This window comes from Paraburkholderia sp. NMBU_R16 (genome assembly GCF_013282575.1).
Taxonomy (GTDB): domain Bacteria; phylum Pseudomonadota; class Gammaproteobacteria; order Burkholderiales; family Burkholderiaceae; genus Trinickia.
Genome location: NZ_JAAAYE010000004.1, coordinates 59,632 through 83,209 on the forward strand (window position 1 = coordinate 59,632; position 23,578 = coordinate 83,209).

Here is a 23,578-nt window from a genome sequence, read left to right on the forward strand (position 1 = left end):
GATCTCTCATCTTCGTGAGGCGGTCATGGCATTTGGCGTCATCATCATCGGCGATGAAATCCTGTCGGGTCGGCGTACCGACAAGCATCTGCCGAAGGTCATCGAGCTATTGAGCGCGCGGGGCCTGGCGCTCGCCTGGGCCGAGTACGTGGGCGACGATCCCGCACGGATCACGGCCACGTTCGAGCGCAGTTTCGCCTCGGGCGACATCGTCTTTTCGACGGGAGGCATTGGCGCGACGCCGGACGACCATACCCGGCTTTGCGCGGCCAACGCGCTCGGTGTTCCGCTCGAGTTGCACCCGGAGGCGGCGGAACTGATTCGCCAGCGAATCCGCGACATGCACCCGGCCGGCGCGTCCCCACTCGATCTGGAGTCCCCCGAAAACCGTCATCGCCTCAATATGGGCGTCTTTCCGCGCGGCGCCTCGATCATTCCGAACGGCTACAACAAGATTCCGGGGTTCTCGATCGGCGATCACCATTTCGTTCCCGGTTTCCCCGTGATGGCCTGGCCGATGATCGAATGGGTACTCGATACGAAGTACGCGCAGATGCACCATCAAGTCGCGCACGCCGAGCGATCGCTGCTCGTGTTCGAGCTCATGGAGTCGACGCTGACGCCGTTGATGGAGAAAATCGAAGCCGATTTTCCGGGCGTTCGCGTATTCAGCCTGCCGAGCGTGGGCGACGCGGAGCGTGGCGGCGTCTATGTCCGCCGGCACATCGATCTCGGTGTGAAGGGCGAACCGGAAGCCGTCGCCGCGGCCTTCGTCAAGCTGCGCGAAGGCGTGCACCTGCTGGGCGGCGATATCGTCGAACCCGAAGCCGGGCAGCCACGATAACACTCACCGCGAGCGGGCCACGACGTAGGACCCCCGCGTTCGCGCGGGCTCGAGCTCAGGCGCCGAGCCAGGGCAACCCGCTGTGGCACCAGCCGTCGACGGTCTTTCGATGACCGTTGCCGTCCTTCGCACCTTCGAACCCTTCCAGCAGATCGAACGCTTTGCCGAAGCCCGCCTTTTCGGCTGCGACGGCGGCCAGCTTGGAGCGCGCGGCGCTGCGGCACAAAAAGATGAGGTGCGTATCGGCCGAGGCTACGCTGCGCAACTGTTCGATGAACTCCGTGTTCGGCACGCCGCCGGGGTAGCGGGTCCATTCGATGTGGATATACTGGCCGTCGCCGACGACCGGGCGGCCTACCCAGTCGAGCTCCGCGCGCGTGCGGACATCGACGAGGCGGGCCTCGGGCTTGAGCTGGAGAAACTCGAAAGCCTCGGCCGGCGTGAAAGCGCCGGCATAGGGCAGTTGATGTTCGGCGCGGCGTTTTTCCGCTTGCGCCAGGATCTGTTCGAGCGTACTCATGAAGCCGGTCTCCTCGTGGCAAAAAAGCATTCTAGCGCGGTGAGTGGGGTGCGAGAACGAACAGGCTGGGGCGTCGGGAGAAGCGAGCGCTCCAACGAGGTGCATAATCCTTCGGTGTGCACCGATATAGAGCGCGTACCCGGACTGCGGTAGAGTCACGCACCGATGTGGTGCTTGTTTGCCGACCCGCACGGCGACAAGGCACGTCACGGTGCAGCGCAGCGTTCCAACGCGGGGCGCGGCACTTGGCGTCGGCACGAGGGACAGATTGCGTCGTGCGGGAAAACGAGCATGCCTGGCATGAAAGATGCTCTAACCGGCGGCGACCGCTTGCGCGGTGGCATCCGGCGTACGCAAGTCGTTCGCCGGGGCTCTCGCGCAGTGAAGAACCGCCGAACCTATCAAATGGAGAAGAGGATATGAGTAAAACCGTGGCCGACGTCATGCAGCTCGTCAAGGACGAGGACGTCAAGTTCGTCGACTTTCGCTTCACCGACACGCGCGGCAAGGAGCAGCACGTCTCCGTTCCGCTGTCGGCGTTCGACGGCGACAAGTTCGAAAGCGGCCATGCGTTCGATGGTTCCTCGATCGCGGGCTGGAAGGGCATCGAAGCATCGGACATGTTGCTCGTGCCGGATCCGAACACGGCTTTCATCGACCCGTTCTACGAAGAGCCGACGCTCGTGTTGACATGCGATGTCGTCGAGCCCGCGGACGGCAAGGGTTACGAGCGCGACCCGCGCTCGCTCGCCAAGCGCGCCGAAGCCTACCTGAAGAGCACCGGCCTGGGCGACACCGCCTACTTCGGACCGGAACCCGAGTTCTTCATTTTCGATTCGGTGCAGTGGAACACGGATATGTCGGGCTGCTTCGTGAAGATCGGCTCGGAAGAAGCGCCGTGGTCGTCGGGCAAGGAATTCGAAGGCGGCAACACCGGTCACCGTCCGGGCACGAAGGGCGGCTATTTCCCGGTCGCACCGGTGGATTCGTTCCAGGACATGCGCTCGGAAATGTGTCTGCTGCTCGAGCAGATCGGCATTCCCGTCGAAGTGCACCACCATGAAGTGGCCGGTCAGGGCCAAAACGAGATCGGCACCAAGTTCGCGACGCTCGTGCAGCGCGCCGACTGGACGCAGCAGCTCAAGTACATCGTCCACAACGTTGCGCATACGTACGGCAAGACGGCGACGTTCATGCCGAAGCCGGTCGTCGGCGACAACGGTTCGGGCATGCACGTTCACCAGTCGATCTGGAAGGACGGTCAGAACCTGTTCGCCGGTAACGGTTATGCGGGCCTCTCGGAGTTCGCGCTGTTCTATATCGGCGGCATCATCAAGCATGCTCGCGCGCTGAACGCGATCACGAACCCGACGACGAACTCGTACAAGCGCCTCGTGCCGCACTTCGAAGCACCGGTGAAACTCGCCTACTCGGCGCGCAACCGCTCGGCCTCGATCCGTATTCCGCACGTGTCGAATCCGAAGGGCCGCCGTATCGAGACGCGCTTCCCGGACCCGATGGCCAATCCGTACTTCGCGTTCTCGGCGCTGATGATGGCGGGCCTCGACGGCGTGCAAAACAAGATCCATCCGGGCGAAGCCGCGGACAAGAATCTCTACGATCTCCCGCCGGAAGAAGACGCGAAGATCCCGACCGTCTGTGCCGGTCTCGATCAGGCGCTCGAGGCGCTCGACAAGGATCGCGAGTTCCTCACGCGTGGTGGTGTGTTCACGGACGGTATGCTCGACGCGTATCTGGAGCTCAAGGAAGGCGAACTGCAACGCTACCGCATGACGACGCATCCGATCGAGTTCGAAATGTACTACTCGCTCTAAGCATTGCGATGCGCAGCGCCCACCTCCGTGGCCGTTGCGCAGAGCATGCTTGCGATCGGTCTCGAGGGACGGCGCCGCCGTCCCTTTTTTGTATGTCGGCCGGGTCGGCCCAGGTGACCGTGCTTTCACGATGGCGCTAAAAAATCTGATCAAGACCAGCAAAGGGCAGAGCGAGCCTTTGACGGACGATGCCGCGCTTGGCGCATCCGGTCTCTTGCCTGGGCTCGAAGCATTGCCGACGGTCGTGCTCGTGCTCGAAAAGCGCACGCTGCGCGTCGCATTCGCGAACCCGTCCGCCGAGTCGCTGCTCGATTTGTCGCGGCGTCAGTTGATGCAGATGTCGTGGCCCGACATCTTTGCGAACGGCGATGTGCTCGTCGAGACGATCGCGGCGATCGCGGAACAACGGTTCCACGCGACGCATCTCGACGCGGAATTCGAGCGTCCGGGCCGCGAAACGCTGCAAGTGCACATGGTGGTGGGCTTTCTCGAAAGCGCGCCGGAGTACGTGTTGCTCGAGCTGTTCGAAAACGAGCGGCACTTGCGTACCGATCGCGAGGAACGCATTCACGATCTGGCCACCGCCAACAAGCAGTTGATCCGTAACCTCGCGCACGAAATCAAGAACCCGCTTGGCGGTATTCGCGGCGCGGCGCAGTTGCTCGAATTGGAGCTCGACGCGCGGGAGCGCCACGAGCTGCGCGAGTACACGCAGGTGATCGTCAAGGAATCCGATCGCTTGCAAACGCTCGTCGACCGCCTGCTCGAGCCGCATCGGCATCCGCATATCGTCGGCGACGTGAATATCCATGAGGTCTGCGAACGCGTGCGCGCGGTCATCCTGGCGGAGTTTCCGCGCGGCCTCACCATCGAGCGCGATTACGACGTGAGCGTGCCCGAGCTGCGTGGCGACAAGGAGCAACTGATTCAGGCGCTGCTCAACATCGTGCGCAATGCGGCGCAGGCGCTGCGCGAACGTATCAGCGAAGGCGATGCGCGTATCGCGCTGCGCACTCGCGTGGCCCGCAATGTGACGATCGCCAAGCGCCTTCACAAACTGGCATTGGACTTGCGTGTCATCGACAATGGCCCGGGCATCCCGCACGACATCCGCGAGCGCATTTTCTATCCGCTCGTCTCCGGCCGCGAGGGCGGCAGCGGGCTCGGCCTCACGCTCGCGCAGACTTTCGTGCAACAGCACGACGGGATGATCGAAGTGGAAAGCCGGCCGGGCCACACCGAGTTTCAGATTCTATTGCCGCTAGATAATTGACCAACGACCTTCCATGAAGCCGATCTGGATAGTAGACGACGACCAATCGATTCGCTGGGTGCTCGAAAAGGCGCTCGCGCGCGAGAACCTGGCCACGCGCAGCTTCCCCAACGTGCGCGAAGCGCTGGCCGCGCTCGAGCACGAGACACCGCAAGTGCTCGTCTCGGACATCCGGATGCCCGGTTCGTCGGGCCTCGATCTCTTGCAGTCGATCCGCCAACGGCTGCCCGAGCTGCCCGTCATCATCATGACGGCGTACTCTGACCTCGACAGCGCCGTGGCCGCGTTTCAGGGCGGCGCGTTCGAATACCTCGCGAAGCCATTCGATATCGATCGCGCCGTCGAGCTCATTCACCGCGCCGTCGACGAAAGCTTGCGCGGTGCCCATGCGGCCGATCCGTCGCTCGCCGACGCGCCCGAGATGCTCGGTCAGGCACCGGCGATGCAGGACATGTTCCGTGCGATCGGGCGCCTTTCGCATTCGTCCGCGACGGTGCTCATCACGGGCGAATCGGGCACGGGCAAGGAACTCGTCGCGCGCGCGTTGCACCGGCATAGCCCGCGTGCGGGCGGGCCGTTCATCGCGCTGAACACCGCGGCGATCCCGAAAGATCTTCTGGAGTCCGAACTGTTCGGCCACGAGCGGGGTGCGTTCACGGGTGCGCAGGCGATGCGGCAAGGTCGTTTCGAGCAGGCCGAGAATGGCACGCTCTTTCTCGATGAAATCGGCGATATGCCGTTCGATCTCCAAACGCGGCTGTTGCGCGTGCTGTCGGATGGGCAGTTCTATCGCGTCGGCGGCCACAGCCCGCTGCGCGCGAACGTGCGCGTGATCGCGGCGACGCACCAGAACCTCGATGCGCGCGTGCGCCAAGGCCTCTTTCGCGAAGATCTCTATCACCGGCTCAACGTGATTCGCTTGCGTTTGCCGCCGCTGCGCGAACGCAAGGAGGATATCCCGCTGCTCACGCGGCACTTCCTGCAAAAGAGCGCGCGCGATCTCGGCGTCGAGCCGAAGCGCGTATCCGAGGCCACCGTTGCCTATCTGGCCTCGTTGCCGTTCCCGGGCAACGTTCGTCAGCTCGAGAACCTCGCGAACTGGCTTACGGTCATGGCGCCCGCGCAGACCATCGAGATCAAGGATTTGCCGCCCGACCTCGTGCCACTGCAACAGCCTGCGCACGCGGCCAGCGAGATCGTCGCTGGCACGGCGATAGCCGGCGCCTCGGCCGGTGGGGGCAACATCCCGCTCGAGGGGGAGGCCAACGGCGCGTCGATGACGGCGCCGACATCTGCCGTGCTGGGCACCGTGCCGAGCGGCTTGCCGGTGAGCGTATGGGAAAGCGGTTTGCGTGCCGAAGTCGCGCGCATGCTGCGGGAAAACGCGCCCGACGTGATGGACGAACTGGCTCGCCGCTTCGAAGCCGCGGTGATACGCGAAGCGCTCGACTTCACGCGGGGACGCAAGGTGGAGGCGGCCGAACGGCTCGGCATCGGGCGCAACACGATTACACGCAAGATCCAGGAGCTGCGTCTCGAATCGTGAGCTGCGAAGGGGCGACGCGGGACTGCGCGAGGCACAGGAAAGTGCCTCGCGATGCGGGCCCCATGCTACGTTGCCTGAGCGCGGGCGCGCTTAGCGATTGCCATACCGCGGATTGGCTTCGAGAAACACGCCAACGTTGGAAGCATACTCATCGTATTTGAATTGCACGTCGGCCAGTCCGGCCAATGATTTCAAATAATGCGGTTTGGTGCCGTAATACGCGTCCACACATGCTTGCTCGAGTACACGGTGATTCTTGTCGTAGCAAGCGGTAAGCGTTCGGGCGACAGGTACCTTCGCGCCGTATCCCGAACGATTGGCGTCATATTCGGGGGCCTTCGTGCCGAGCTCTCCCTCGGCGAATTTGACTGCCTCGAATTCCGCGGTGTACTGATCGCCGCTATCGGCGTGCACGGTCGTACATTGGACCTTGTATTGACCGCTCGGACCGGCAAGCAGGCTTTGCAAAGTGACGACCGAAGCGCCGTTTTGCTCCTGTCCTTGCGCGGTGATGCTTTGTCCGCCGCTATGCGTGGCGAGGCATTGAACGGATCGATAGGTCCTTGCGGCGCCCTCCTGGTTGACGAAATCGATCGAGGGCACCGCGCAAGCGACCGTGGCGAGGCAAAGAGGCAGCAATCCAAAGACGGCGGTTGTTCCAAAATTCATATAGCGGCTTTTCCTATGGGTTGTAGTGAGAAGCGCGCTCAGAATAACGTCGGTTCAGCCGATATTTGCGATCACCGGCGCATGATCGGACGGTTGATCCCATTTGCGCGGCGTTTTATCGACTTCGCAGTGGGTGCAGCGTTCGGCGAGCGGTGGCGATAACAGGATGTGATCGATCCGCAGGCCGGCATTCCGCCTGAACGCGAGCATGCGGTAATCCCACCAGGTGAACGTTTTCTCCGGCTGTTCGAATCGGCGGAAAACATCGACCAGTCCGAGACCGGTCAATTTGACGAACGCCGCACGTTCTTCCGGGGAAACCAGATTTTGCCCCTCCCAGGCTTTCGGGTCATGCACGTCGCAGTCTTCGGGCGCGATGTTGTAGTCGCCCAGCAGCGCGAGCGACGGGTAGCGAGTCATTTCGCCGCGGAGCCATTCGCCAAGCGCTTCGAGCCAGCGCAGCTTATAGGCGAATTTTTCGGTGGCCGGGGCCTGGCCGTTCGGAAAGTATGCCGAGACGATGCGCACGCCATTTACCGTGGCGGCGATCAGGCGCTGCTGTTCGTCGGCAAAGCCCGGTATGTTGCGCACGATGTCCGTTTCGTCGACTTCCATGCCGTCCCGCACGAGGATACCCACGCCGTTATAGGTCTTTTGCCCCGCGCACCAGCTCCGATAGCCCTTTGCGGCAAGCTCGGCATGCGGGAACTTTTCGTCGGGCATTTTCAGTTCCTGCAAGCACAGCACATCGGCGCGACTGAGTTCGAGCCAATCGATGACATGCTGCTGGCGCACCTTGAGGGAGTTCACGTTCCACGTGGCGAGTTTCATGTTTTTCCACATCCTTGCTAAGACGTTTTTGTCCGGCCGGTAGGGGCTCGTCGTTTCGTTCGCCGCCCGCTATTTTCGGCGAAAGGAACGCTCGAGTCCGGTTCGATTCGCTAGCCTGCGACAGCGTGCGTTTTCCGGATCGTATCGCGCTTCGGCACACCCTGTCTTGATCGGCGGCTCCCATGAAAATCAATCTCAAACAACTCGATATGGCTGCGATCGAGCCGGTGGATCCGGAAGCGCTCGCGTCGGAAGTGTCGCCGCGGCCGCGGCGATCCCCGTCGTCGAACGCGGCTTTGGCGCAGCTCAAGACGCGCTCGGCCGGCGAGGGCGCATCGTCGCCGCGATCGAATCCGAGCGATCTCAAGCGGGCGCTCGAGAAAGCCGATGACGTGCCGGGGCCGGCGGCGGTGAAACGGCAGCGGCGGCCCGACTTGCCCAGTCCAAGATCGCCAAGCGGGCTGTTTCCAGCAGCTGCTTCGACGGCGCGTCCCGCGCCGTCGCCGTACAGAAAATGGGCGTCGTTCATGGACGCGGCCCGGCGTCCTGCCAAGCCACGTATGCCGGGAGACCCGTCGCGAGCCGCCACGCCCGATCAACTTCTCAGGGCGGCGCGCAAGTATGCGCGCCAGGGCAGCAGCGATCAAATGCTGTTCGATACGCTGAGTCCGAGTCTGGTGGCACGGCTCAATGAACTGCCGATCAAATCGACGTTGGCCTCGGCCATTGCCGCGATGAAGCCGGGCGTCGCGCAAACCAGCTCGGGATTCCGCGAGGTGAGGCTGGCTGAGTCCCCGCGAACGCGGGCTGCGCATCCCCTCAAAGAGCCGCTCGGAAGTGGCAGGTTTGGCACCGCCTATGCGGTGACGCTTGCGGAGAATCTGATAAGGAACGGCAAAAATCTTGGCCGAGAGTTCGTTTTCAAGGCGCTGCTTCGCCCCGATCCCGAGAACCCCGTGCCGGCCGATCTGTATGCGGAGTTACGTGGCGACGAGATCAACGACCCGGCGGCAAGAGAAACGGCGATTCAGAGTAAAAAGCAGCAGATAGTCGATGAATTTCAGATCACGGCGGCGCTGACGAAGACTGCTCACGTCATGCAGGTCTACGATCTGGTTCGCATCGACGATGAATTCGGAATCCTGTGCGAAAAGATAAACGGCGAAAATATCGGAGGCGTCGTCGAAAAATCGCGTGCGGGGCTCGAAGCGCTCGTGATCAACGAACGAGATTATCTGGACCTGGTGAAACAGGCTATCGCCGATATCCTCATCGCGATTGCCCGGTGCGACGACGAGGGTGTGACCCATTCGGACATTTCTCCCAACAACGTCATGTATGACGCGGATGAAAAGATGTTCAAGCTGATCGATATGGGCAATGGTCGTGAGGTGGGGCAAAGACGTCCGCCGGGAACCCCTGGGTACACCGATATCTCGACGTCGGTCGCCGATCACAAAAGCGACATCTACGGTGTCGGGCAGTTGCTCGCCTATTTCGTCAAAAGCGCCACCACGCCCATCGGGATAAGAGGCTTCTCCGCCGAGAGCATGACCGTCGACGATTTCCCGTTTCTCGATGATCTGCAGTATCTGCCATCGACGGACAGGGACGAAATCCTCGACGTCACTCGCCGTATGATTCAACAGCCGCCCGAAAGCAGGCCCTCGTCGATCGAACTGCTGCGGCATCGATTTTTTGCGGGGCTGGCTCCTCGGGACCAGACGCACCTGTCTTACGAAAAGTTGGAGCGATGGCATCGCAGCGAGTCGATATCGTCGAGGTTTACGGCGTGTTATCCCCACATCGAAGACATGCAAGCCAGGGACGCTATCTACGACCTCTTATTGGGGTTGAACGAAATGTGGCAGGACGATCAACAGCGGAACCGTCAGGCAGACATCGAGGAGCGCTTGAAAAAACTGAACGAGCCGTCGGTTCGGCAACTGTTGGATCGCGCCGAGGAACTGCAATCGGGTGGCGCGGGGCTTCAGTCGACTGAGGTCGAGCGGGCCGACGCCGACGCATGATGCGCTTCGCCCGCGCAGTGACGGACGACCTTGACTGCGACAGGGTTTTGGCGGCGGGTCTACAATGAATCCAGTCGATTTCAGCGCGCGTCCGATACGTGCGACAGTGCATACGGGCACCCGCTGATACCGTCATCGTCCTGGGCTGGGATCGCCGGGGCCTGAATCAGTACTGTTGCGGTCCTGATTAGGAGAACGATGCAATGCTGCGTATGAGCAAGCTGGCCGATTACGGCACGGTCATCCTCGTCGCGATGGCCCGGGAGCCGGAGGCCGTGCAAAGCGCCGGCAACCTCGCCAGCGTCACCGGCATTCCCGTGCCGACGGTCTCCAAGGTCATGAAGATGCTCGTGCGCGGTGGGCTGACGGCCTCGCTGCGCGGCGTCAGCGGCGGCTACCTGTTGAAACGCTCCGCCGCACTCGTCTCGCTCGCGGACATCATCGCCGCCGTCGACGGGCCGTTCGGCATGACCGAATGCAGCCTGGCGCCCGGCGTATGCCAGCAGGAACCGATTTGCGGCGCGAGGGCGAACTGGCAAAAGGTCAATCGTGTCGTCTTCGAAGCGCTGAGGCAGGTCTCGCTGGCCGATTTGGCCGGGCCCGTGCTCAGCGATGTCGACATCAGCGCGATTCGCGCACGCGAAGCCGCACCGCTCGTACGCGCCGTCGCGCGCCGGGAGAAACGCATATGAGTTCCACGCCATCCAGCCTCGATCGTCTGATCAATCGCGAATACCGCCACGGATTCGTGAGCGACGTGCTGGCCGATACGCTGCCGCGCGGCCTGTCCGAGGACGTGATCCGGCTCATCTCGGCAAAGAAGGACGAACCGGCATTCATGCTCGAGTGGCGGCTTGCCGCCTATCGCCATTGGCTGACGATGACGGAACCGGCCTGGGCCACCGTTCGTCACCCGCCGATCGATTATCAGGACATCGCCTACTATTCGGCGCCGCTCGCACAAAAGGATGGTCCGAAGAGCCTCGACGAAGTCGATCCCGAGTTGCTGCGCACCTACGAAAAGCTCGGTGTTCCACTCAAGGAGCGTGAATTGCTGGCCGGTGTCGCGGTGGACGCCGTGTTCGACAGCGTCTCCGTGGCAACGACGTTTCGCGAGCAACTCGGCAAGCTCGGCATCGTATTTTGTTCGTTCTCAGAAGCGGTTCGGGAGCACCCCGATCTGGTGCGCCAGTACTTGGGCTCAGTCGTGCCGCATACCGACAACTTCTATGCCGCGCTGAACTCCGCGGTGTTCAGCGACGGATCGTTCTGCTATATCCCGCCGGGCGTACGCTGCCCGATGGAGCTCTCAACCTACTTTCGCATCAATGCGCGCAACACCGGGCAATTCGAGCGCACGCTCATCATCGCGGACAAAGGGGCATACGTGAGCTACCTCGAAGGTTGCACGGCGCCGATGCGCGACGAGAACCAGCTGCACGCGGCGGTAGTCGAGCTCGTGGCGCTGGAGGGCGCGCAAATCCGCTATTCGACGGTGCAAAACTGGTATCCGGGCGATGCTCAAGGGCGCGGGGGCATCTACAACTTCGTGACGAAGCGCGGGGATTGCCGCGAAGCCGGCGCGAAAATCTCGTGGACGCAGGTGGAGACGGGCTCGGCCATCACCTGGAAATACCCGAGCGTGATTTTGCGTGGCGACGATTCCGTCGGCGAATTCTACTCGGTCGCACTGACCAATCATCGTCAGCAAGCCGATACGGGCACGAAGATGATCCACCTGGGCCGCAACACGCGCAGCACGATCGTGTCGAAGGGCATCTCGGCCGGGCATGGCAAGAACGCCTACCGCGGTCTCGTGAAAGTCGGCCGCGACGCGCACGGGGCGCGCAATTACACGCAATGCGATTCATTGCTGCTCGGAGATCGTTGCAGCGCACACACGTTTCCGTATATCGAGGTGAAGAATCCGAGCGCGCACGTCGAGCATGAAGCCTCGACTTCCCGTATCGGCGAGGACCAGCTCTTCTATTGCCGGCAGCGCGGCCTGTCCGAAGAAGACGCGGTTTCGATGATCGTCAACGGATTTTGCAAGGAAGTATTCAAGGAGCTGCCGATGGAGTTCGCGGTCGAAGCGCAGAAGCTGCTCGGCGTGAGCCTGGAAGGCAGCGTCGGTTAAAGCGGCGCAAGAGGAACTAGGATCATGCTCCATATCGATGACCTCCATGTCGAAGTGAACGGCAAGCCCATTTTGCGCGGTATCGATCTGCATATCGAAGCGGGTGAAGTGCACGCCATCATGGGTCCGAACGGCTCGGGCAAGAGCACGCTCGCACATGTGCTCGCCGGCCGGGATGGCTATACGGTGACGGGCGGGTCCGTCCGCTACCGCGAGCGCGATCTGCTGGCGCTGGCACCCGAAGAGCGCGCACGCGAAGGAATATTTCTGGCGTTTCAGTATCCGGTGGAAATTCCCGGCGTCAGCAACGTCTATCTGATGAAAGCGGCATTGAACGCGCAGCGCAGGCACCGCGGCGAGCCCGAACTCGATGCGATCGATTTCCTGCAACTCGTCAAAGCAAAAATGGCGCTGATGCGGATGGACGAGGGCCTGCTTTACCGCGCCGTCAACGAGGGATTCTCGGGCGGCGAGAAAAAGCGCAATGAGATCCTGCAGATGGAGGTGCTAGAGCCGCGTCTCGCGATTCTCGACGAAACCGATTCCGGTCTCGATATCGATGCGCTGCAGATCGTGGCGGACGGCGTGAACGCGCTGCGAAGCCCGGAGCGGGCATTTGTGCTCGTCACGCACTATCAACGGCTGCTCGATTATGTCGCGCCGGACTACGTGCATGTCCTGGCTCATGGGCGCATCGTCAAGTCGGGCGGCCGGGAATTGGCGCTCGAGCTCGAGCGCAAGGGGTACGGTTGGCTTGCCGACGAAGCAGGCGCTCGAGGCGAGGAGGGCCGGCTATGAGCGATTCCACGGTCGATCGTTATCATCACGCGTTTCGTACGCTCGCGAGGACGCTGCCGGGGGCCGAGCTGCCCTGGCTGCGCGGTGCGCGACGCAGCGCGTTCGAACGGTTCGACAAGCTGCGGTTTCCGACCACGCGGCAGGAAGACTGGAAATATACGAACGTTGCGCCGATCGGTGCCCGCGAATGGCATTTTGCGTCGCCGCGCGGCGACGTGGACGTATCCGCAATCGTCGACGATCTCATACTGGACAAGTCGGTGCATCGGCTCGTGTTCGTCAACGGTCGGCATGCGCCAAGGCTCTCGCGAACGAGCGGTCTGCCAGAGGGCGTATTCATCGGCAGCCTGACGCGCGCGCTGCGGGAGATTCCCGAGCACCTCGAGGCGCTCCTTGCCCATCACACACCGCACGACGGTTTCGAGGCGTTGAACACCGCTTTCCTCAGCGATGGTTACGTACTCGTGTTGCCGCCCGATTGCCGGCTCGACGCGCCGATCCAGATGCTGTTCGTCGCGGAGGAGTCCGGCCTCGCCATCCACCCGTTCAATGTCGTGATAGCGGGTTGCGGCGCGCGCTGCACCGTCATCGAGCAGTTCGTCGGCGTGGCCGACGACAGCTATCTGACGAACACGGTGACGCGCATCGTCGTCAAGGAGGGGGCCGATGTCGAGCATTGCCGGATCCAGCACGAGGCGCGGCGCGCCTACCATATCGGCCGCCTCGAGCTCACCCAGGAGCGTGCAAGCCATGTTGCATCGCATTCGTTCGCACTCGGTGCGGCGCTGTCGAGGGTTGCGATCGATACACGTCTGATGGGCACTGACGCCGATTGCACGCTCAACGGGCTCTACTTTGCGCTCGCTCGGCAACACGTCGATCATCACACCTGCATCGATCACGAGGCCGCGCGTTGCACGAGCCGCGAGTTCTACCGCGGCGTGCTCGACGGCGCGGCGCACGGCGTGTTCAATGGCCGCGTCGTCGTGCATCAGGATGCGCAAAAGACGGACGCGCACCAGTCCAATCGCAATCTGCTGCTGTCACGCGACGCCGAGATCGACACCAAGCCGCAGCTCGAAATCTATGCGGACGACGTCAAGTGTACGCACGGTGCCACCGTCGGCAAGCTCGACGACGCGCAACTCTTTTATCTGCGTGCACGCGGCATCGACGAGCCGCAAGCGCGCGCAACGCTGATCTGGGCGTTCGCGCGCGATATCGTCGATCGAGTCAGTGACGAAAACGTGCGGTCCCGGCTCGCGAAGATGCTGTTGGCACGCATGCCCGACGGCGAACGGATACAACGGGAGCTCGCATGAAGCCCATCGAACCGCTCGCTTTTTTCGACGATTCGGCGCATGCGCGGTGGCGCAGCGATTTCCCGATTCTCGAGGAACGCGTGCATGGCAAGCCGCTGGTCTATCTCGATAACGGGGCGACGACGCAAAAACCCGCTTCGGTCATCGAGGCTGAGCGGGCCTACTACCTGCACTCGAACGCGAACGTTCATCGTGGAGTGCATGAACTCTCGCAGCGCGCGACCGATGCGTACGAGGGCGCACGTGCGCGGATCGCGCGCTTCGTCAATGCGGCGCGCACCGAGGAGATCGTCTTCGTGCGCGGCACGACCGAGGCGATCAACCTCGTTGCGCAAAGCGCCGTGCGTCCTCGCCTGCAGCCCGGCGACGAGATCCTCGTGAGCGCGATGGAGCATCACTCGAACATCGTGCCGTGGCAACTCGTTTGCGCGCAAACGGGCGCCCAGCTCAAAGTGGTGCCGATCGACGACAGCGGCACGCTCGATATGGCCGTCTGCGAACGCATGCTTGGCGAGCGTACGCGGCTCGCAGCGTTCGCGCATGTTTCGAACGCGCTCGGCACGATCAATCCGGTGAAGCAACTCATCGAGCTTGCGCACCGGCGCGGGGTGCCGGTGCTGATCGACGGCGCGCAGGCCATCGCACATCTACGCGTCGATATGCAGGCGCTCGATTGCGATTTCTACGCGTTCTCCGGGCACAAGGTATACGGTCCGACCGGCATTGGCGTGCTCTATGCGAAGGCGCGTCATCTCGAGGCGATGCCGCCGTGGCAGGGTGGTGGCGACATGATTCGCTCGGTCACGTTCGAGCAAACCGAATACAACGCGATTCCATGGAAGTTCGAAGCGGGCACGCCGAATATCGCCGGGGCGATCGGGCTCGCGGCAGCGCTCGATTATGTCGATGCGATCGGTATCGATGCCATCGGGGCGCACGAAGCGGCGCTGCTCGCTCATGCGACGCAGGCCATTGGGGCGCTTCCACATATACGGCTGATCGGGACCGCGCGCGAGAAGGCCGGCGTCCTTTCGTTTGTACACGAGGAGGTCCATGCGCACGATGTCGGCACGATTCTCGATCACGAGGGTGTTGCAGTGCGAGCGGGACACCATTGCGCGATGCCCGTCATGCAGCGCTTCGGGGTGCCGGCGACGGTGAGGGCATCGTTCGGGCTGTACAACACGCGTGCCGACGTCGACGCGTTGCTGCGCGGGCTGTCGAAGGTACAGGAGGTATTCGGCCGATGAGCGATCTGCGCGAACTCTACCAGGAGGTGATTTTCGATCACTACCGGCACCCGCGCAACAGCGGGGCGCTGGAGGGTGCCAATCACCAGGCCGAGGGCTACAACCCGCTGTGCGGCGATCGGATTTCGCTCTATCTGCTCGTGGAGGACGGCACCGTGAAGTCCGCGCGCTTCGAAGGCTCGGGGTGTGCGATTGCGACCGCATCGGCATCGATGATGACGGAGGCGCTCATCGGCAAAAGCGAGACGCAAGTGCAGGCGCTGTTCGAACGGTTTCACGCGATGGTGACCGAGCAACGCGAGCCATCGGCCGACGAGCGCGAAGTGTTGGGCAAGCTGGCGACGCTGGCTGGCGTGCGTGAATTCCCTGCGCGCATCAAATGCGCGACGCTGGCGTGGCACACATTGCGTGCTGCATTGAACGATGCGGGCGAGACGGTATCGACGGAATGAGGACGATGCGATGACTGCGATGGATTGGCTCAAACGAAGCGACCGGATCGACCAGTCGAGCGAGGGTGAACTGAAAGAGCGCGTCATCGAGGCGTTGCGGACTGTCTACGACCCCGAGATTCCCGTCAACATCTACGATCTCGGTCTCATCTATGCGCTCGATGTCGACGAGGCCGCGGGGCGGATCGCGATCCGCATGACGTTGACCGCGCCCGGCTGCCCGGTGGCACAGACGTTTCCCTCGATCGTAGAGGATGCGGTGCTTTCGGTGGCCGGCGTCAACGATGCGACGGTCGAGCTCGTCTGGGATCCGCCCTGGGACCGGAATCGGATGTCGGAGGCGGCACGGCTGCAATTGGGGATGCTCTGATGTCCGGCTGGATCGATGTTGCACCCGTCGAAGATTTGCCGCCCGGTTCGTCGAAAACGATCGATGTGGATGGCGTGCCGATCGCGGTCTTCAATGTCGACGGCACCTGCTACGCGATCGAGGACAGGTGCACCCATGACTCCGGCGTGCTGACCGGAGGCGAAGTGCAGGGCGATGTCGTCGTATGCCCTCGTCATGGAGCGCGCTTTTGCGTCCGGACGGGCAAAGCGATGAGTCCGCCGGCTTATGAAGACGTGCCGACGTTCGACGTGCGCATCGATTCGGGCATCGTGCAGGTGCGCGATTCACGCTGGGACTAGGAAACGATGCGTTTCGGCCCGCTCGAGCCGCCGCGACCGGCTACTGGACGGATCGTTCGCATTGCAGGATGATGCGGGAAAGCTACGGAGCCGGAGGCGCGCCCATGAGCACTTACGATACGACGCTGAAAGTACGCGATATCGTGGCGATGGACACGATGCTGTTTGGGTTCGAACGCCCCGACGGGTTCCAGTTCAAGGCCGGCCAGGCGATGGACCTCGTGCTCGTCGAGAGCGAAATCGAGGCGGCGCGCGGTGCGCGCCACACGTTTTCGATCGTGACCGCGCCATCCGAGGACGGGCTCGCGATCGCCACACGCATGCGCGACAGCCCGTTCAAGCAGGCATTGAAGCGGTTACCGCTGGGCGCCAAGGTCCGGCTCGACGGGCCGTTCGGTTCGCTCGTGCAAAAGGATGCAAAGCGCTCGGCCATTCTCATCGCGGGCGGCATCGGCATCACACCGTTCATGAGCATGCTCCGCCAGGCGGCTCACGATCAGTCGCCGCAGTTCCTCATGCTCGTCTATTGCAACCGCCGCCCCGAGGATGCCCCCTTCATTTCCGAGCTGACGCAGCTCGAGCGCGCCAATTCGAACTTCCGGCTCGTGGCAACGATGACCCAGCCCGGAAAATCGAATATCCATTGGAACGGCCATATCGGCCGGATCGACGAGGCGTTGCTGCGGCAGGTGATGGGCCATGTCAACGAGCCCCTTTATTACCTGGCCGGGCCGCCGGCCATGGTAAGCGATGTCTACCAGACATTGAGCGACATCGGCATTGCCGACGACGCGATCCACAGCGAGGAGTTCTACGGATATTGATGGATCGCGTGGAGCGCGTAGGCCGGCCTCAAGCGTTCGCCGCCACGCCGAGCCGATACTTCGTCACCTGACGATACGGCTTGTCGGGCCGCACGATCAAGTGATCGCGTTCGAGCCGGTTGATCTCGTTCGGAAATGCGCCGGCCTCGAGGCAAAACCCGGCGTGCCGCGCGTAGCGGCTGCCGTTGCGCCCCGGCTCGTCATCGAGGAAATTGCCCGTGTAGAACTGCAAGCCGCGCTGATCGGTCGAGACCGTCAGCTCGCGGCCGCTCGTGGGGTCGTACGCGCGCGCGACCTCACGCACAGGTCGCCCTTCGAGTGCCGTGCCGGGCAGCACGTAGCAGTGATCGAAGCCGCCCGCGATCGTGAGCTGCGCGTGGGGCCAGTCGAGCCGCGCACCGATCGGCGCGCTTTGTCGAAAATCGAATGCGTTGCCGGCAACGAGCGACTCGCTGCATGGAATCAGCGCCGCATCGACCTCGAAAAAGCGGTCCGATTCGATCGATACGACATGGCCGCGAATATCGGTGCCCGGTTCGCCCGTCAGATTGAAGTACGCATGATTCGTCAGGTTGATCGGCGTCGGTGCGTCGCTGCGAGCACCATATTCGATGCTCAGCTCGCCTTCGTCGTCGAGCGAGTAGCGCACCGTGACATCCACGTTCCCCGGAAAGCCCGCCTCGCCTTCCTCCGAGTGGAGTCGCATGACGAGCCCGCCGTCGTCTTCCTCGGCGTCCCACAGCGCGCGATGAAAGCCGGCATTGCCGCCGTGTAGCAGATTCGGTCCCTCGTTGCGATCGAGCGTGTACTCGACCCCGTCCAGCACGAACCGCGCGCCCGCGATGCGGTTCGCCCATCGCCCGACGATCGCACCCATGTAAGCCGTGGAGGCAAGGTATTCGGCGGGGGTGTCATGGCCAAGCACCACGTCGCCCAGGCGTCCCGCGCGATCGGGGGCGAGCCACGACACGAGCGTCGCGCCGAGGTCGCTGATGGCGACTTTCATGCCTTGGGCGTTGCGCAGCGTGAACAGACGCACAGGCTGTGAGCCGGGCAGCATGCCCCACGGTTCGGAACACGGTATTGCGGTGTTGATCATGACGTATCGTGAAGTGAAGAGACGGTGAAGAGACGAAAAGAGGAAAGGGGCCGGCGCCCATTCACCCCGACGCCGGCGCGCTCGCGCGCTCCTGGAACTCGCGCGGCGTGCAGCCGAGTTCGCGGCGAAAGACTGCGTGCATATACTGTAGCGAGGTAAACCCGCAGCGAATGGCGACCTCCGCCGTCGCCATGTCGCGCCGCGTCAGCAGCGATTTCGCGGCGTCGAGTTTCTGCCGCAGGATTTCCTGGTGGATCGTGCAGCTCAGCTCGCGACGAAAATGCTCTTCGAGCGATGAGCGCGAGACGCCCACGTAATCCGCGACCTGCTCGGTGCGGATGCCCTGGCAGGCGTATTGCCGGATGAAATGACGGGCACGTGCGACATACGGGCTGGCGATGGGGCGGTGCTTCGTCGATTCGAGCACGTTGATGCCGACGGGCGGCACGAGGATGCGGCGTGCTCCGAAGCGCGCCCCATGCAGCATTTGATGCAGCAGATGGGCGGCCGTACGCCCCATTTCTTCGGTGCCTTGAATGACCGACGACAGCGGGATGCGCGTGAGCGTGCGCGCGAGCGGATCGTTGTCGATGCCGATGATGGCGACGTCCTCGGGTACGGGAATACCCGACATCAGGCACGCCTGGAGCAGGTGCCGCGCCCGTGCGTCGGTCACGGCGATGATGCCGACCGGCTTCGGCAGCGCATGCAGCCAGCCTGTGAGCTGCTCGATCGCCTGATCCCACGTGGGCGCGCTCGTGCTGAGACCGCGATAGATTTCGCCTTCGATATCCTCGGGCGTTCGGCCATCGGCGCGGCGCAGGCGCGCGAAGGCGAGCTCACGCTGATGAGCCCAGCGGTGATTCGGCGTGGGCGGCAGGCTGTACAGCGCGAAATGCTGCAAGCCCGCGCCGATCAGATGCGTATAGGCGAGCGAAACCAGCTTGACGTTGTCCGTCGCAATATATGGGACATCGGACGGATACTCCGACGGGTCCTCGTAGGACGAACCCACCGCGACGACGGGCAGCGGCGACCCCTCGAGCGCTTCGCTGACGGCCGGATCGTCGAAATCCGCAATGATGCCGTCGCCGTCGAAGCGCTCGATGCCCGTCAGCCTGCAGCGGAAATCCTCTTCGAGAAAGACGTCCCACCCGATGCGCGTGGACAGCAAATAGTTGCCGACGCCGGTGATGATCTCGCGATCGTAGATCTTGTTGGCGTTGAACAGCAGGGCGATGCGGTGCGCCTTGGGCGGCACGGACGGCTTCGTCATCGCGGCCTTCGCCCGCGGGGGCGCGGTGTCTCGTGCATGCTCGTCTCCGTATCGTGTCTTGTCTCGCTGCTCCGCGATTTTAGGCGCGAAAGCCGTTATGCGTAAGACGTGTGCCTCGCACCGGCAAGAAACGTTATGGCGGATGTGCAATTTCGTAATTGTCGCGGCTCGGGCCGCGCGGCAGTATGGCGTCACTTCGAGGGCGGCATGCTGTGCACGCCGGCGCGTCGAAGCCCGTCCGACGGACGACGTTGCCGCCACCCGAGCGCTTTTCGTCTGCCGCGGCGTCAAGCCCAATATAAAAAGGAGTGAGACATGCAATCCGCAAAGCGTCGTTCGTTCTTGAGTTCGCTGATATGCACGGCGATCGTCGCCGGTCTGTCGGCGGCCGCCCCGCTCGCGCATGCGAGCAAGGATCACCCGGAAATCGGTTTTTGCATCGACGATCTGCGCGTCGAGCGCTGGTCGCGCGATCGCGACTATTTCGTCGAAGCCGCGAAGAAGCTCGGCGCCACCGTCTCTGTACAGTCGGCCGATGCGAGCGAGGCCCGCCAGAATGCCCAGATCGAAAACCTCATTTCGCGCGGCGTCGATGTGATCGTCATCGTGCCGTTCAATTCGAAGACGCTCGGCAACGTCGTCGCCGAAGCGAAGAAGGCCGGCATCAAAGTGATCTCGTACGACCGGCTGATTCTCGATGCCGATGTCGATGCCTATATCTCGTTCGATAACGAAAAGGTCGGCGAACTGCAAGCGCAGGGTGTCTACGACGCTCAACCGAAGGGCAACTACTTCCTGCTCGGCGGCGCGCCGACGGACAACAACGCAAAGATGCTGCGTGAAGGGCAATTGAAAGTGCTGAAGCCGGTGATCGATCGAGGCGATATCAAGGTCGTCGGTCAACAGTGGGTGCCCGAATGGAGCGCATCGAATGCGCTGCGCATCGTCGAAGACGCGTTGACGGCCAACAGCAACAAGATCGACGCGATCGTCGCCTCGAATGACGGTACGGCGGGCGGTGCGATTCAGGCGCTGGCGGCGCAACACCTGGCGGGCAAGGTCCCGGTCTCGGGCCAGGATGCCGATCTGGCAGCGGTCAAGCGCGTGATGGCCGGCACGCAGACGATGACGGTCTACAAGCCTATCCGACAAATCGCGAGCGAGGCGGCGAAGCTCGCCGTGCAATTGGCCAAGGGTCAGAAACCCGCCTACAACGCTCAGTACGACAACGGCAAGAAGAAGGTCGACACGATCCTGTTGCAGCCGATTCTGCTGACGAAGAAAAACGTCGACGTCGTCGTCAAGGACGGCTTCTATACGCAAACGCAGCTTTCGAGCAATTGACGCCAAGGCATTCGCGCGCGGCATTGCTGCCTGGCTCCGGCCGGGTGGCGGTGCGCGCGCATCGACGTGGACGAATCGCATGACGCAAGCTTTGCTGACGATGAAAGGCATCGTCAAGACGTTCTCGGGCGTAAAGGCGTTGGACGGCATCGACCTGCGCGTTTCGCCCGGCGAGTGTCTCGGTCTATGCGGCGAGAATGGCGCCGGCAAATCGACGTTGATGAAAGTGTTGTCGGGCGTCTATCCCCATGGCACTTGGGAGGGGTCGATCGTCTGGGACGGTGCCGAACTCGAGGCGTCGAGCGTGCGCGACACCGAGCGCGCCGGCATCGTCATCATTCATCAGGAACTGATGCTCGTGCCCGAACTGTCGGTGGCCGAGAACATCTTCCTCGGCAACGAGCTCACGCTGCCGGGCGCTCGCATGAACTACGCGGCGATGTACCGGCGCGCTGACGAACTGCTGCGCGGGCTCGGCATTGCCGGCATCAACGTCGCCCAGCCTGTCATGAACTATGGCGGCGGGCATCAGCAACTGATCGAGATCGCCAAGGCGCTGAACAAAGAGGCGCGACTCCTGATTCTCGACGAGCCGTCCTCATCGCTCACCGCGACGGAAACGCGGATCCTGCTCGATATCGTGCGCGATCTAAAGCGGCGCGGCGTGGCTTGCGTCTACATTTCGCACAAGCTCGACGAGGTCGAGGCGGTTTGCGACACGGTCACCGTGATCCGCGACGGACGCCATATCGCGACGCAGCCCATGCGCGGCCTGACGACGGAGCAAATCATCGCGATGATGGTCGGCCGTGAGATCACGAATCTTTTTCCGCGCGAGCCGCATGAGATCGGCGAGACGGTTTTCGAAGCGCGTAACGTCACCTGTCTCGATGTCACGAACCCGCGGCGCAAGCGCGTCGACGACGTGTCGTTCAACGTGCGGCGCGGCGAGATTCTAGGCGTCGCGGGCCTCGTCGGCTCGGGCCGCACGGAACTGATGCAGGCGATTTTCGGCGCCTATGCCGGAACGAGCACCGCGCACGTGCTGCTGAACGGGCAGCCGTTGTCGATTCGAAGCCCCGCTGACGCGATTCGCGCGGGCATTGCGATGGTGCCCGAGGATCGTAAGCGGCACGGCATCGTGCCGCTCCTGGGCGTCGGCCACAACATCACGCTGTCGGTATTGCAGCGCTTCGCGAGACACGGTGCGCTCGACGCCGCGGCCGAACTCGATACGATCCGCACCGAGATGAAGCGTCTTTCGGTGCGCGCCGCGCATCCGATGCTGCCGATCGCGAACCTCTCGGGGGGCAATCAGCAAAAGGCGGTCCTGACGCGCATGCTGCTGACGCATCCCAAGGTGCTGATTCTCGACGAGCCGACGCGTGGCGTCGACGTCGGCGCGAAGTACGAAATCTACAAACTCATCTTCGAGCTCGCGAAAACAGGTATGGCGATCATCGTCGTTTCGTCGGAGCTGCCCGAAGTACTCGGTTTGAGCGACCGCGTGCTCGTGATCGGCGAAGGCGAAGTACGCGGCGATTTTGTCAACGACGGGCTCACGCAAGAGCAGATCCTGACGGCCGCGATTCAGCCTGCCGGCCGCCGGGCGCAACCGAACGAGGCCAATGCGGCATGACTCCCGAAACGATTTCCCCTCGCCCCGCCGGAACGACAGACGAACGCTCGCTGCCGGGCGCCGAGCGCGTCAGGCAACTGTTCGCGCGCTACAAGATTCTTGCGCTGCTGCTTGCGGTGGCCGTGATTTGGATCTTCTTCGCCGTGCTGACGCACGGCGCGTTCGCCACGCCGCGCAACCTTTCCAATCTGCTGCGGCAGATGGCCGTGAGCGGCATGCTGGCGTGCGGCATGGTGTTCATCATCATCGCCGGCGAAATCGACCTGTCGGTGGGGTCGCTGCTCGGTTTGCTGGGCGGTGTCGCGGCGATCCTCGATGCCAACCGGCACTGGCCCATCGGGCTGACCGTGCCGGCGGTAATGGTGCTGGGCATGGTGGCCGGGCTCTTCAACGGATGGCTTTCGACGTACCGGCGCATCCCATCGTTCATCGTCGGATTGGGCGGCATGCTGGCCTATCGCGGCGTGTTGCTCGGTATCACGGGCGGTTCGACGATCGCGCCGGTCTCCGACCCGTTCGTCTTCATCGGCCAAGGTTACTTGCCACGCGCGGCGGGGATTGCGCTGGCGCTGATTCTGTTCGCGCTCCTCACGCTGTTGACGGTGCGCCAGCGTGGCAACCGCCGCCGCTACGATCTGGCTCTCCTGCCGCTTTGGCAGGACGTGGCCAAGGTCGTCGTTGCCGGCGCCATTATCGCGGTGTTCGTTGCCGTGCTGGACAGCTACGGCGGCATCCCGTTGCCCGTGCTGCTCGTGCTGGTGCTGCTGGGCGTATTCACCTGGATCGCCACGCAGACCGTCTTCGGGCGCCGGATTTACTCGGTCGGCTCGAACCTGGAAGCGACGCGCCTATCCGGCGTCGACACGAATCGGGTGAAGCTTGCGGTGTTCGCGCTGATGGGGCTCATGTGCGCATTCGCCGGCATCGTGAATACCGCCCGACTCGCGGCCGGCTCGCCGTCCGCCGGTACGATGGGGGAACTCGACGCCATCGCGGCCTGTTTCATCGGCGGCACGTCGATGCGCGGCGGCTCGGGCACCGTTTACGGGGCGCTGATCGGCGCGCTTGTCATGGCGAGTCTCGATAACGGCATGTCGATGCTCGATGTCGATGCCTATTGGCAGATGATCGTGAAAGGCGGCATTCTTGTTCTTGCCGTCTGGATCGACGTGGTGTCCGGATCGAACCGGCGTTGAAGC

22 protein-coding genes are annotated in these 23,578 nt (G+C 62.9%); 17 read left to right on the forward strand and 5 right to left on the reverse strand.

Going from position 1 to position 23,578, the window contains the following annotated elements:
- Positions 1 to 25 precede the first annotated feature (25 nt).
- Positions 26 to 844 carry a molybdopterin-binding protein gene (locus GWC77_RS03000; protein WP_173255384.1) on the forward strand — a complete coding sequence of 273 codons (819 nt, stop codon included), beginning with the start codon at positions 26 to 28 and terminating at the stop codon, positions 842 to 844.
- Between the two features lie 55 nt (positions 845 to 899).
- Here GWC77_RS03000 and GWC77_RS03005 read toward each other — a convergent pair whose 3' ends face one another.
- Positions 900 to 1,364 (reverse strand): rhodanese-like domain-containing protein, encoded by a 465-nt coding sequence (locus GWC77_RS03005; RefSeq protein ID WP_173255385.1) that lies wholly within the window; start codon positions 1,362 to 1,364, stop codon positions 900 to 902.
- A 419-nt stretch (positions 1,365 to 1,783) separates the two neighbouring features.
- Here GWC77_RS03005 and glnA point away from each other — a divergent pair, with 419 nt between their 5' ends.
- The 3 genes from glnA (at position 1,784) to ntrC (ending at position 6,018) form a co-directional block, all read left to right on the forward strand.
- Positions 1,784 to 3,199: a type I glutamate--ammonia ligase gene (glnA, locus tag GWC77_RS03010; RefSeq protein ID WP_173255386.1), complete on the forward strand. Its 1,416-nt coding sequence runs from the start codon at positions 1,784 to 1,786 to the stop codon at positions 3,197 to 3,199.
- Positions 3,200 to 3,329: 130 nt separating this feature from the next.
- Positions 3,330 to 4,472 carry a nitrogen regulation protein NR(II) gene (gene glnL / locus GWC77_RS03015; protein ID WP_173255387.1) on the forward strand — a complete coding sequence of 381 codons (1,143 nt, stop codon included), beginning with the start codon at positions 3,330 to 3,332 and terminating at the stop codon, positions 4,470 to 4,472.
- A 13-nt stretch (positions 4,473 to 4,485) separates the two neighbouring features.
- On the forward strand, positions 4,486 to 6,018 hold the full coding sequence (gene ntrC / locus GWC77_RS03020; RefSeq protein ID WP_173255388.1) for a nitrogen regulation protein NR(I): 1,533 nt from the start codon (positions 4,486 to 4,488) through the stop codon (positions 6,016 to 6,018).
- A gap of 90 nt (positions 6,019 to 6,108) precedes the next feature.
- Here ntrC and GWC77_RS03025 read toward each other — a convergent pair whose 3' ends face one another.
- Both GWC77_RS03025 and xth read right to left on the reverse strand, forming a co-directional pair.
- Entirely contained in the window at positions 6,109 to 6,687 is a 579-nt protein-coding gene (locus GWC77_RS03025; RefSeq protein ID WP_173255389.1) for a hypothetical protein, read from the reverse strand.
- A gap of 54 nt (positions 6,688 to 6,741) precedes the next feature.
- Positions 6,742 to 7,518 (reverse strand): exodeoxyribonuclease III, encoded by a 777-nt coding sequence (gene xth, locus GWC77_RS03030; RefSeq protein ID WP_173255390.1) that lies wholly within the window; start codon positions 7,516 to 7,518, stop codon positions 6,742 to 6,744.
- Positions 7,519 to 7,727: 209 nt separating this feature from the next.
- Here xth and xopAU point away from each other — a divergent pair, with 209 nt between their 5' ends.
- The 10 genes from xopAU (at position 7,728) to GWC77_RS03080 (ending at position 17,021) form a co-directional block, all read left to right on the forward strand.
- Positions 7,728 to 9,548, forward strand: a complete 1,821-nt coding sequence (xopAU, locus tag GWC77_RS03035) for a XopAU family type III secretion system effector serine/threonine kinase (RefSeq protein WP_302181314.1) — start codon at positions 7,728 to 7,730, stop codon at positions 9,546 to 9,548.
- 203 nt (positions 9,549 to 9,751) lie between these two features.
- Positions 9,752 to 10,240: an SUF system Fe-S cluster assembly regulator gene (locus tag GWC77_RS03040; protein WP_173255392.1), complete on the forward strand. Its 489-nt coding sequence runs from the start codon at positions 9,752 to 9,754 to the stop codon at positions 10,238 to 10,240.
- Entirely contained in the window at positions 10,237 to 11,685 is a 1,449-nt protein-coding gene (gene sufB, locus GWC77_RS03045; protein ID WP_173255393.1) for a Fe-S cluster assembly protein SufB, read from the forward strand. Before GWC77_RS03040 ends, sufB begins: the two co-directional genes overlap by 4 nt.
- A gap of 24 nt (positions 11,686 to 11,709) precedes the next feature.
- Positions 11,710 to 12,483 carry a Fe-S cluster assembly ATPase SufC gene (gene sufC / locus GWC77_RS03050; RefSeq protein WP_173255394.1) on the forward strand — a complete coding sequence of 258 codons (774 nt, stop codon included), beginning with the start codon at positions 11,710 to 11,712 and terminating at the stop codon, positions 12,481 to 12,483.
- Positions 12,480 to 13,805: a Fe-S cluster assembly protein SufD gene (gene sufD / locus GWC77_RS03055; protein ID WP_173255395.1), complete on the forward strand. Its 1,326-nt coding sequence runs from the start codon at positions 12,480 to 12,482 to the stop codon at positions 13,803 to 13,805. The genes sufC and sufD overlap by 4 nt, the downstream gene beginning before the upstream one ends.
- Positions 13,802 to 15,055 (forward strand): cysteine desulfurase, encoded by a 1,254-nt coding sequence (locus GWC77_RS03060; protein ID WP_173255396.1) that lies wholly within the window; start codon positions 13,802 to 13,804, stop codon positions 15,053 to 15,055. Before sufD ends, GWC77_RS03060 begins: the two co-directional genes overlap by 4 nt.
- A complete protein-coding gene (gene sufU / locus GWC77_RS03065) occupies positions 15,052 to 15,507 on the forward strand; it encodes a Fe-S cluster assembly sulfur transfer protein SufU (protein ID WP_173255397.1) in 456 nt (151 codons plus the stop codon). The genes GWC77_RS03060 and sufU overlap by 4 nt, the downstream gene beginning before the upstream one ends.
- A 10-nt stretch (positions 15,508 to 15,517) precedes the next feature.
- Positions 15,518 to 15,877 carry an SUF system Fe-S cluster assembly protein gene (locus GWC77_RS03070; protein ID WP_173255398.1) on the forward strand — a complete coding sequence of 120 codons (360 nt, stop codon included), beginning with the start codon at positions 15,518 to 15,520 and terminating at the stop codon, positions 15,875 to 15,877.
- Complete coding sequence (locus tag GWC77_RS03075; RefSeq protein WP_173255399.1) at positions 15,877 to 16,197, forward strand: non-heme iron oxygenase ferredoxin subunit; 321 nt, start codon at positions 15,877 to 15,879, stop codon at positions 16,195 to 16,197. Before GWC77_RS03070 ends, GWC77_RS03075 begins: the two co-directional genes overlap by 1 nt.
- 104 nt (positions 16,198 to 16,301) lie before the next feature.
- Entirely contained in the window at positions 16,302 to 17,021 is a 720-nt protein-coding gene (locus GWC77_RS03080) for a ferredoxin--NADP reductase (RefSeq protein WP_173255400.1), read from the forward strand.
- Positions 17,022 to 17,049: 28 nt separating this feature from the next.
- Here the strand turns inward: GWC77_RS03080 and GWC77_RS03085 are convergent, their stop codons facing one another.
- Both GWC77_RS03085 and GWC77_RS03090 read right to left on the reverse strand, forming a co-directional pair.
- Positions 17,050 to 18,120 (reverse strand): aldose epimerase family protein, encoded by a 1,071-nt coding sequence (locus tag GWC77_RS03085; RefSeq protein ID WP_173255401.1) that lies wholly within the window; start codon positions 18,118 to 18,120, stop codon positions 17,050 to 17,052.
- Positions 18,121 to 18,181: 61 nt separating this feature from the next.
- On the reverse strand, positions 18,182 to 19,396 hold the full coding sequence (locus tag GWC77_RS03090) for a DNA-binding transcriptional regulator (RefSeq protein WP_173255402.1): 1,215 nt from the start codon (positions 19,394 to 19,396) through the stop codon (positions 18,182 to 18,184).
- Between the two features lie 315 nt (positions 19,397 to 19,711).
- Here GWC77_RS03090 and xylF point away from each other — a divergent pair, with 315 nt between their 5' ends.
- The 3 genes from xylF to GWC77_RS03105 all read left to right on the forward strand — a co-directional run bounded on the left by xylF (position 19,712) and on the right by GWC77_RS03105 (position 23,575).
- Complete coding sequence (xylF, locus tag GWC77_RS03095; protein ID WP_173255403.1) at positions 19,712 to 20,740, forward strand: D-xylose ABC transporter substrate-binding protein; 1,029 nt, start codon at positions 19,712 to 19,714, stop codon at positions 20,738 to 20,740.
- Between the two features lie 79 nt (positions 20,741 to 20,819).
- The gene (xylG, locus tag GWC77_RS03100) at positions 20,820 to 22,379 is read left to right on the forward strand and encodes a D-xylose ABC transporter ATP-binding protein (RefSeq protein WP_173255404.1); all 1,560 of its coding nucleotides are present in this window, start codon (positions 20,820 to 20,822) and stop codon (positions 22,377 to 22,379) included.
- The gene (locus GWC77_RS03105) at positions 22,376 to 23,575 is read left to right on the forward strand and encodes a sugar ABC transporter permease (RefSeq protein ID WP_173255405.1); all 1,200 of its coding nucleotides are present in this window, start codon (positions 22,376 to 22,378) and stop codon (positions 23,573 to 23,575) included. Before xylG ends, GWC77_RS03105 begins: the two co-directional genes overlap by 4 nt.
- Positions 23,576 to 23,578: the final 3 nt, after the last annotated feature.

Bases quoted from the DNA above. Each gene is read 5' to 3' on its own strand.
- GWC77_RS03000 (WP_173255384.1), top strand. From the start codon at position 26: ATGGCATTTGGCGTCATCATCATCGGCGATGAAATCCTGTCGGGTCGG.
- GWC77_RS03005 (WP_173255385.1), bottom strand. From the start codon at position 1,364: ATGAGTACGCTCGAACAGATCCTGGCGCAAGCGGAAAAACGCCGCGCC.
- glnA (WP_173255386.1), top strand. From the start codon at position 1,784: ATGAGTAAAACCGTGGCCGACGTCATGCAGCTCGTCAAGGACGAGGAC.
- glnL (WP_173255387.1), top strand. From the start codon at position 3,330: ATGGCGCTAAAAAATCTGATCAAGACCAGCAAAGGGCAGAGCGAGCCT.
- ntrC (WP_173255388.1), top strand. From the start codon at position 4,486: ATGAAGCCGATCTGGATAGTAGACGACGACCAATCGATTCGCTGGGTG.
- GWC77_RS03025 (WP_173255389.1), bottom strand. From the start codon at position 6,687: ATGAATTTTGGAACAACCGCCGTCTTTGGATTGCTGCCTCTTTGCCTC.
- xth (WP_173255390.1), bottom strand. From the start codon at position 7,518: ATGAAACTCGCCACGTGGAACGTGAACTCCCTCAAGGTGCGCCAGCAG.
- xopAU (WP_302181314.1), top strand. From the start codon at position 7,728: ATGGCTGCGATCGAGCCGGTGGATCCGGAAGCGCTCGCGTCGGAAGTG.
- GWC77_RS03040 (WP_173255392.1), top strand. From the start codon at position 9,752: ATGCTGCGTATGAGCAAGCTGGCCGATTACGGCACGGTCATCCTCGTC.
- sufB (WP_173255393.1), top strand. From the start codon at position 10,237: ATGAGTTCCACGCCATCCAGCCTCGATCGTCTGATCAATCGCGAATAC.
- sufC (WP_173255394.1), top strand. From the start codon at position 11,710: ATGCTCCATATCGATGACCTCCATGTCGAAGTGAACGGCAAGCCCATT.
- sufD (WP_173255395.1), top strand. From the start codon at position 12,480: ATGAGCGATTCCACGGTCGATCGTTATCATCACGCGTTTCGTACGCTC.
- GWC77_RS03060 (WP_173255396.1), top strand. From the start codon at position 13,802: ATGAAGCCCATCGAACCGCTCGCTTTTTTCGACGATTCGGCGCATGCG.
- sufU (WP_173255397.1), top strand. From the start codon at position 15,052: ATGAGCGATCTGCGCGAACTCTACCAGGAGGTGATTTTCGATCACTAC.
- GWC77_RS03070 (WP_173255398.1), top strand. From the start codon at position 15,518: ATGACTGCGATGGATTGGCTCAAACGAAGCGACCGGATCGACCAGTCG.
- GWC77_RS03075 (WP_173255399.1), top strand. From the start codon at position 15,877: ATGTCCGGCTGGATCGATGTTGCACCCGTCGAAGATTTGCCGCCCGGT.
- GWC77_RS03080 (WP_173255400.1), top strand. From the start codon at position 16,302: ATGAGCACTTACGATACGACGCTGAAAGTACGCGATATCGTGGCGATG.
- GWC77_RS03085 (WP_173255401.1), bottom strand. From the start codon at position 18,120: ATGATCAACACCGCAATACCGTGTTCCGAACCGTGGGGCATGCTGCCC.
- GWC77_RS03090 (WP_173255402.1), bottom strand. From the start codon at position 19,396: ATGACGAAGCCGTCCGTGCCGCCCAAGGCGCACCGCATCGCCCTGCTG.
- xylF (WP_173255403.1), top strand. From the start codon at position 19,712: ATGCAATCCGCAAAGCGTCGTTCGTTCTTGAGTTCGCTGATATGCACG.
- xylG (WP_173255404.1), top strand. From the start codon at position 20,820: ATGACGCAAGCTTTGCTGACGATGAAAGGCATCGTCAAGACGTTCTCG.
- GWC77_RS03105 (WP_173255405.1), top strand. From the start codon at position 22,376: ATGACTCCCGAAACGATTTCCCCTCGCCCCGCCGGAACGACAGACGAA.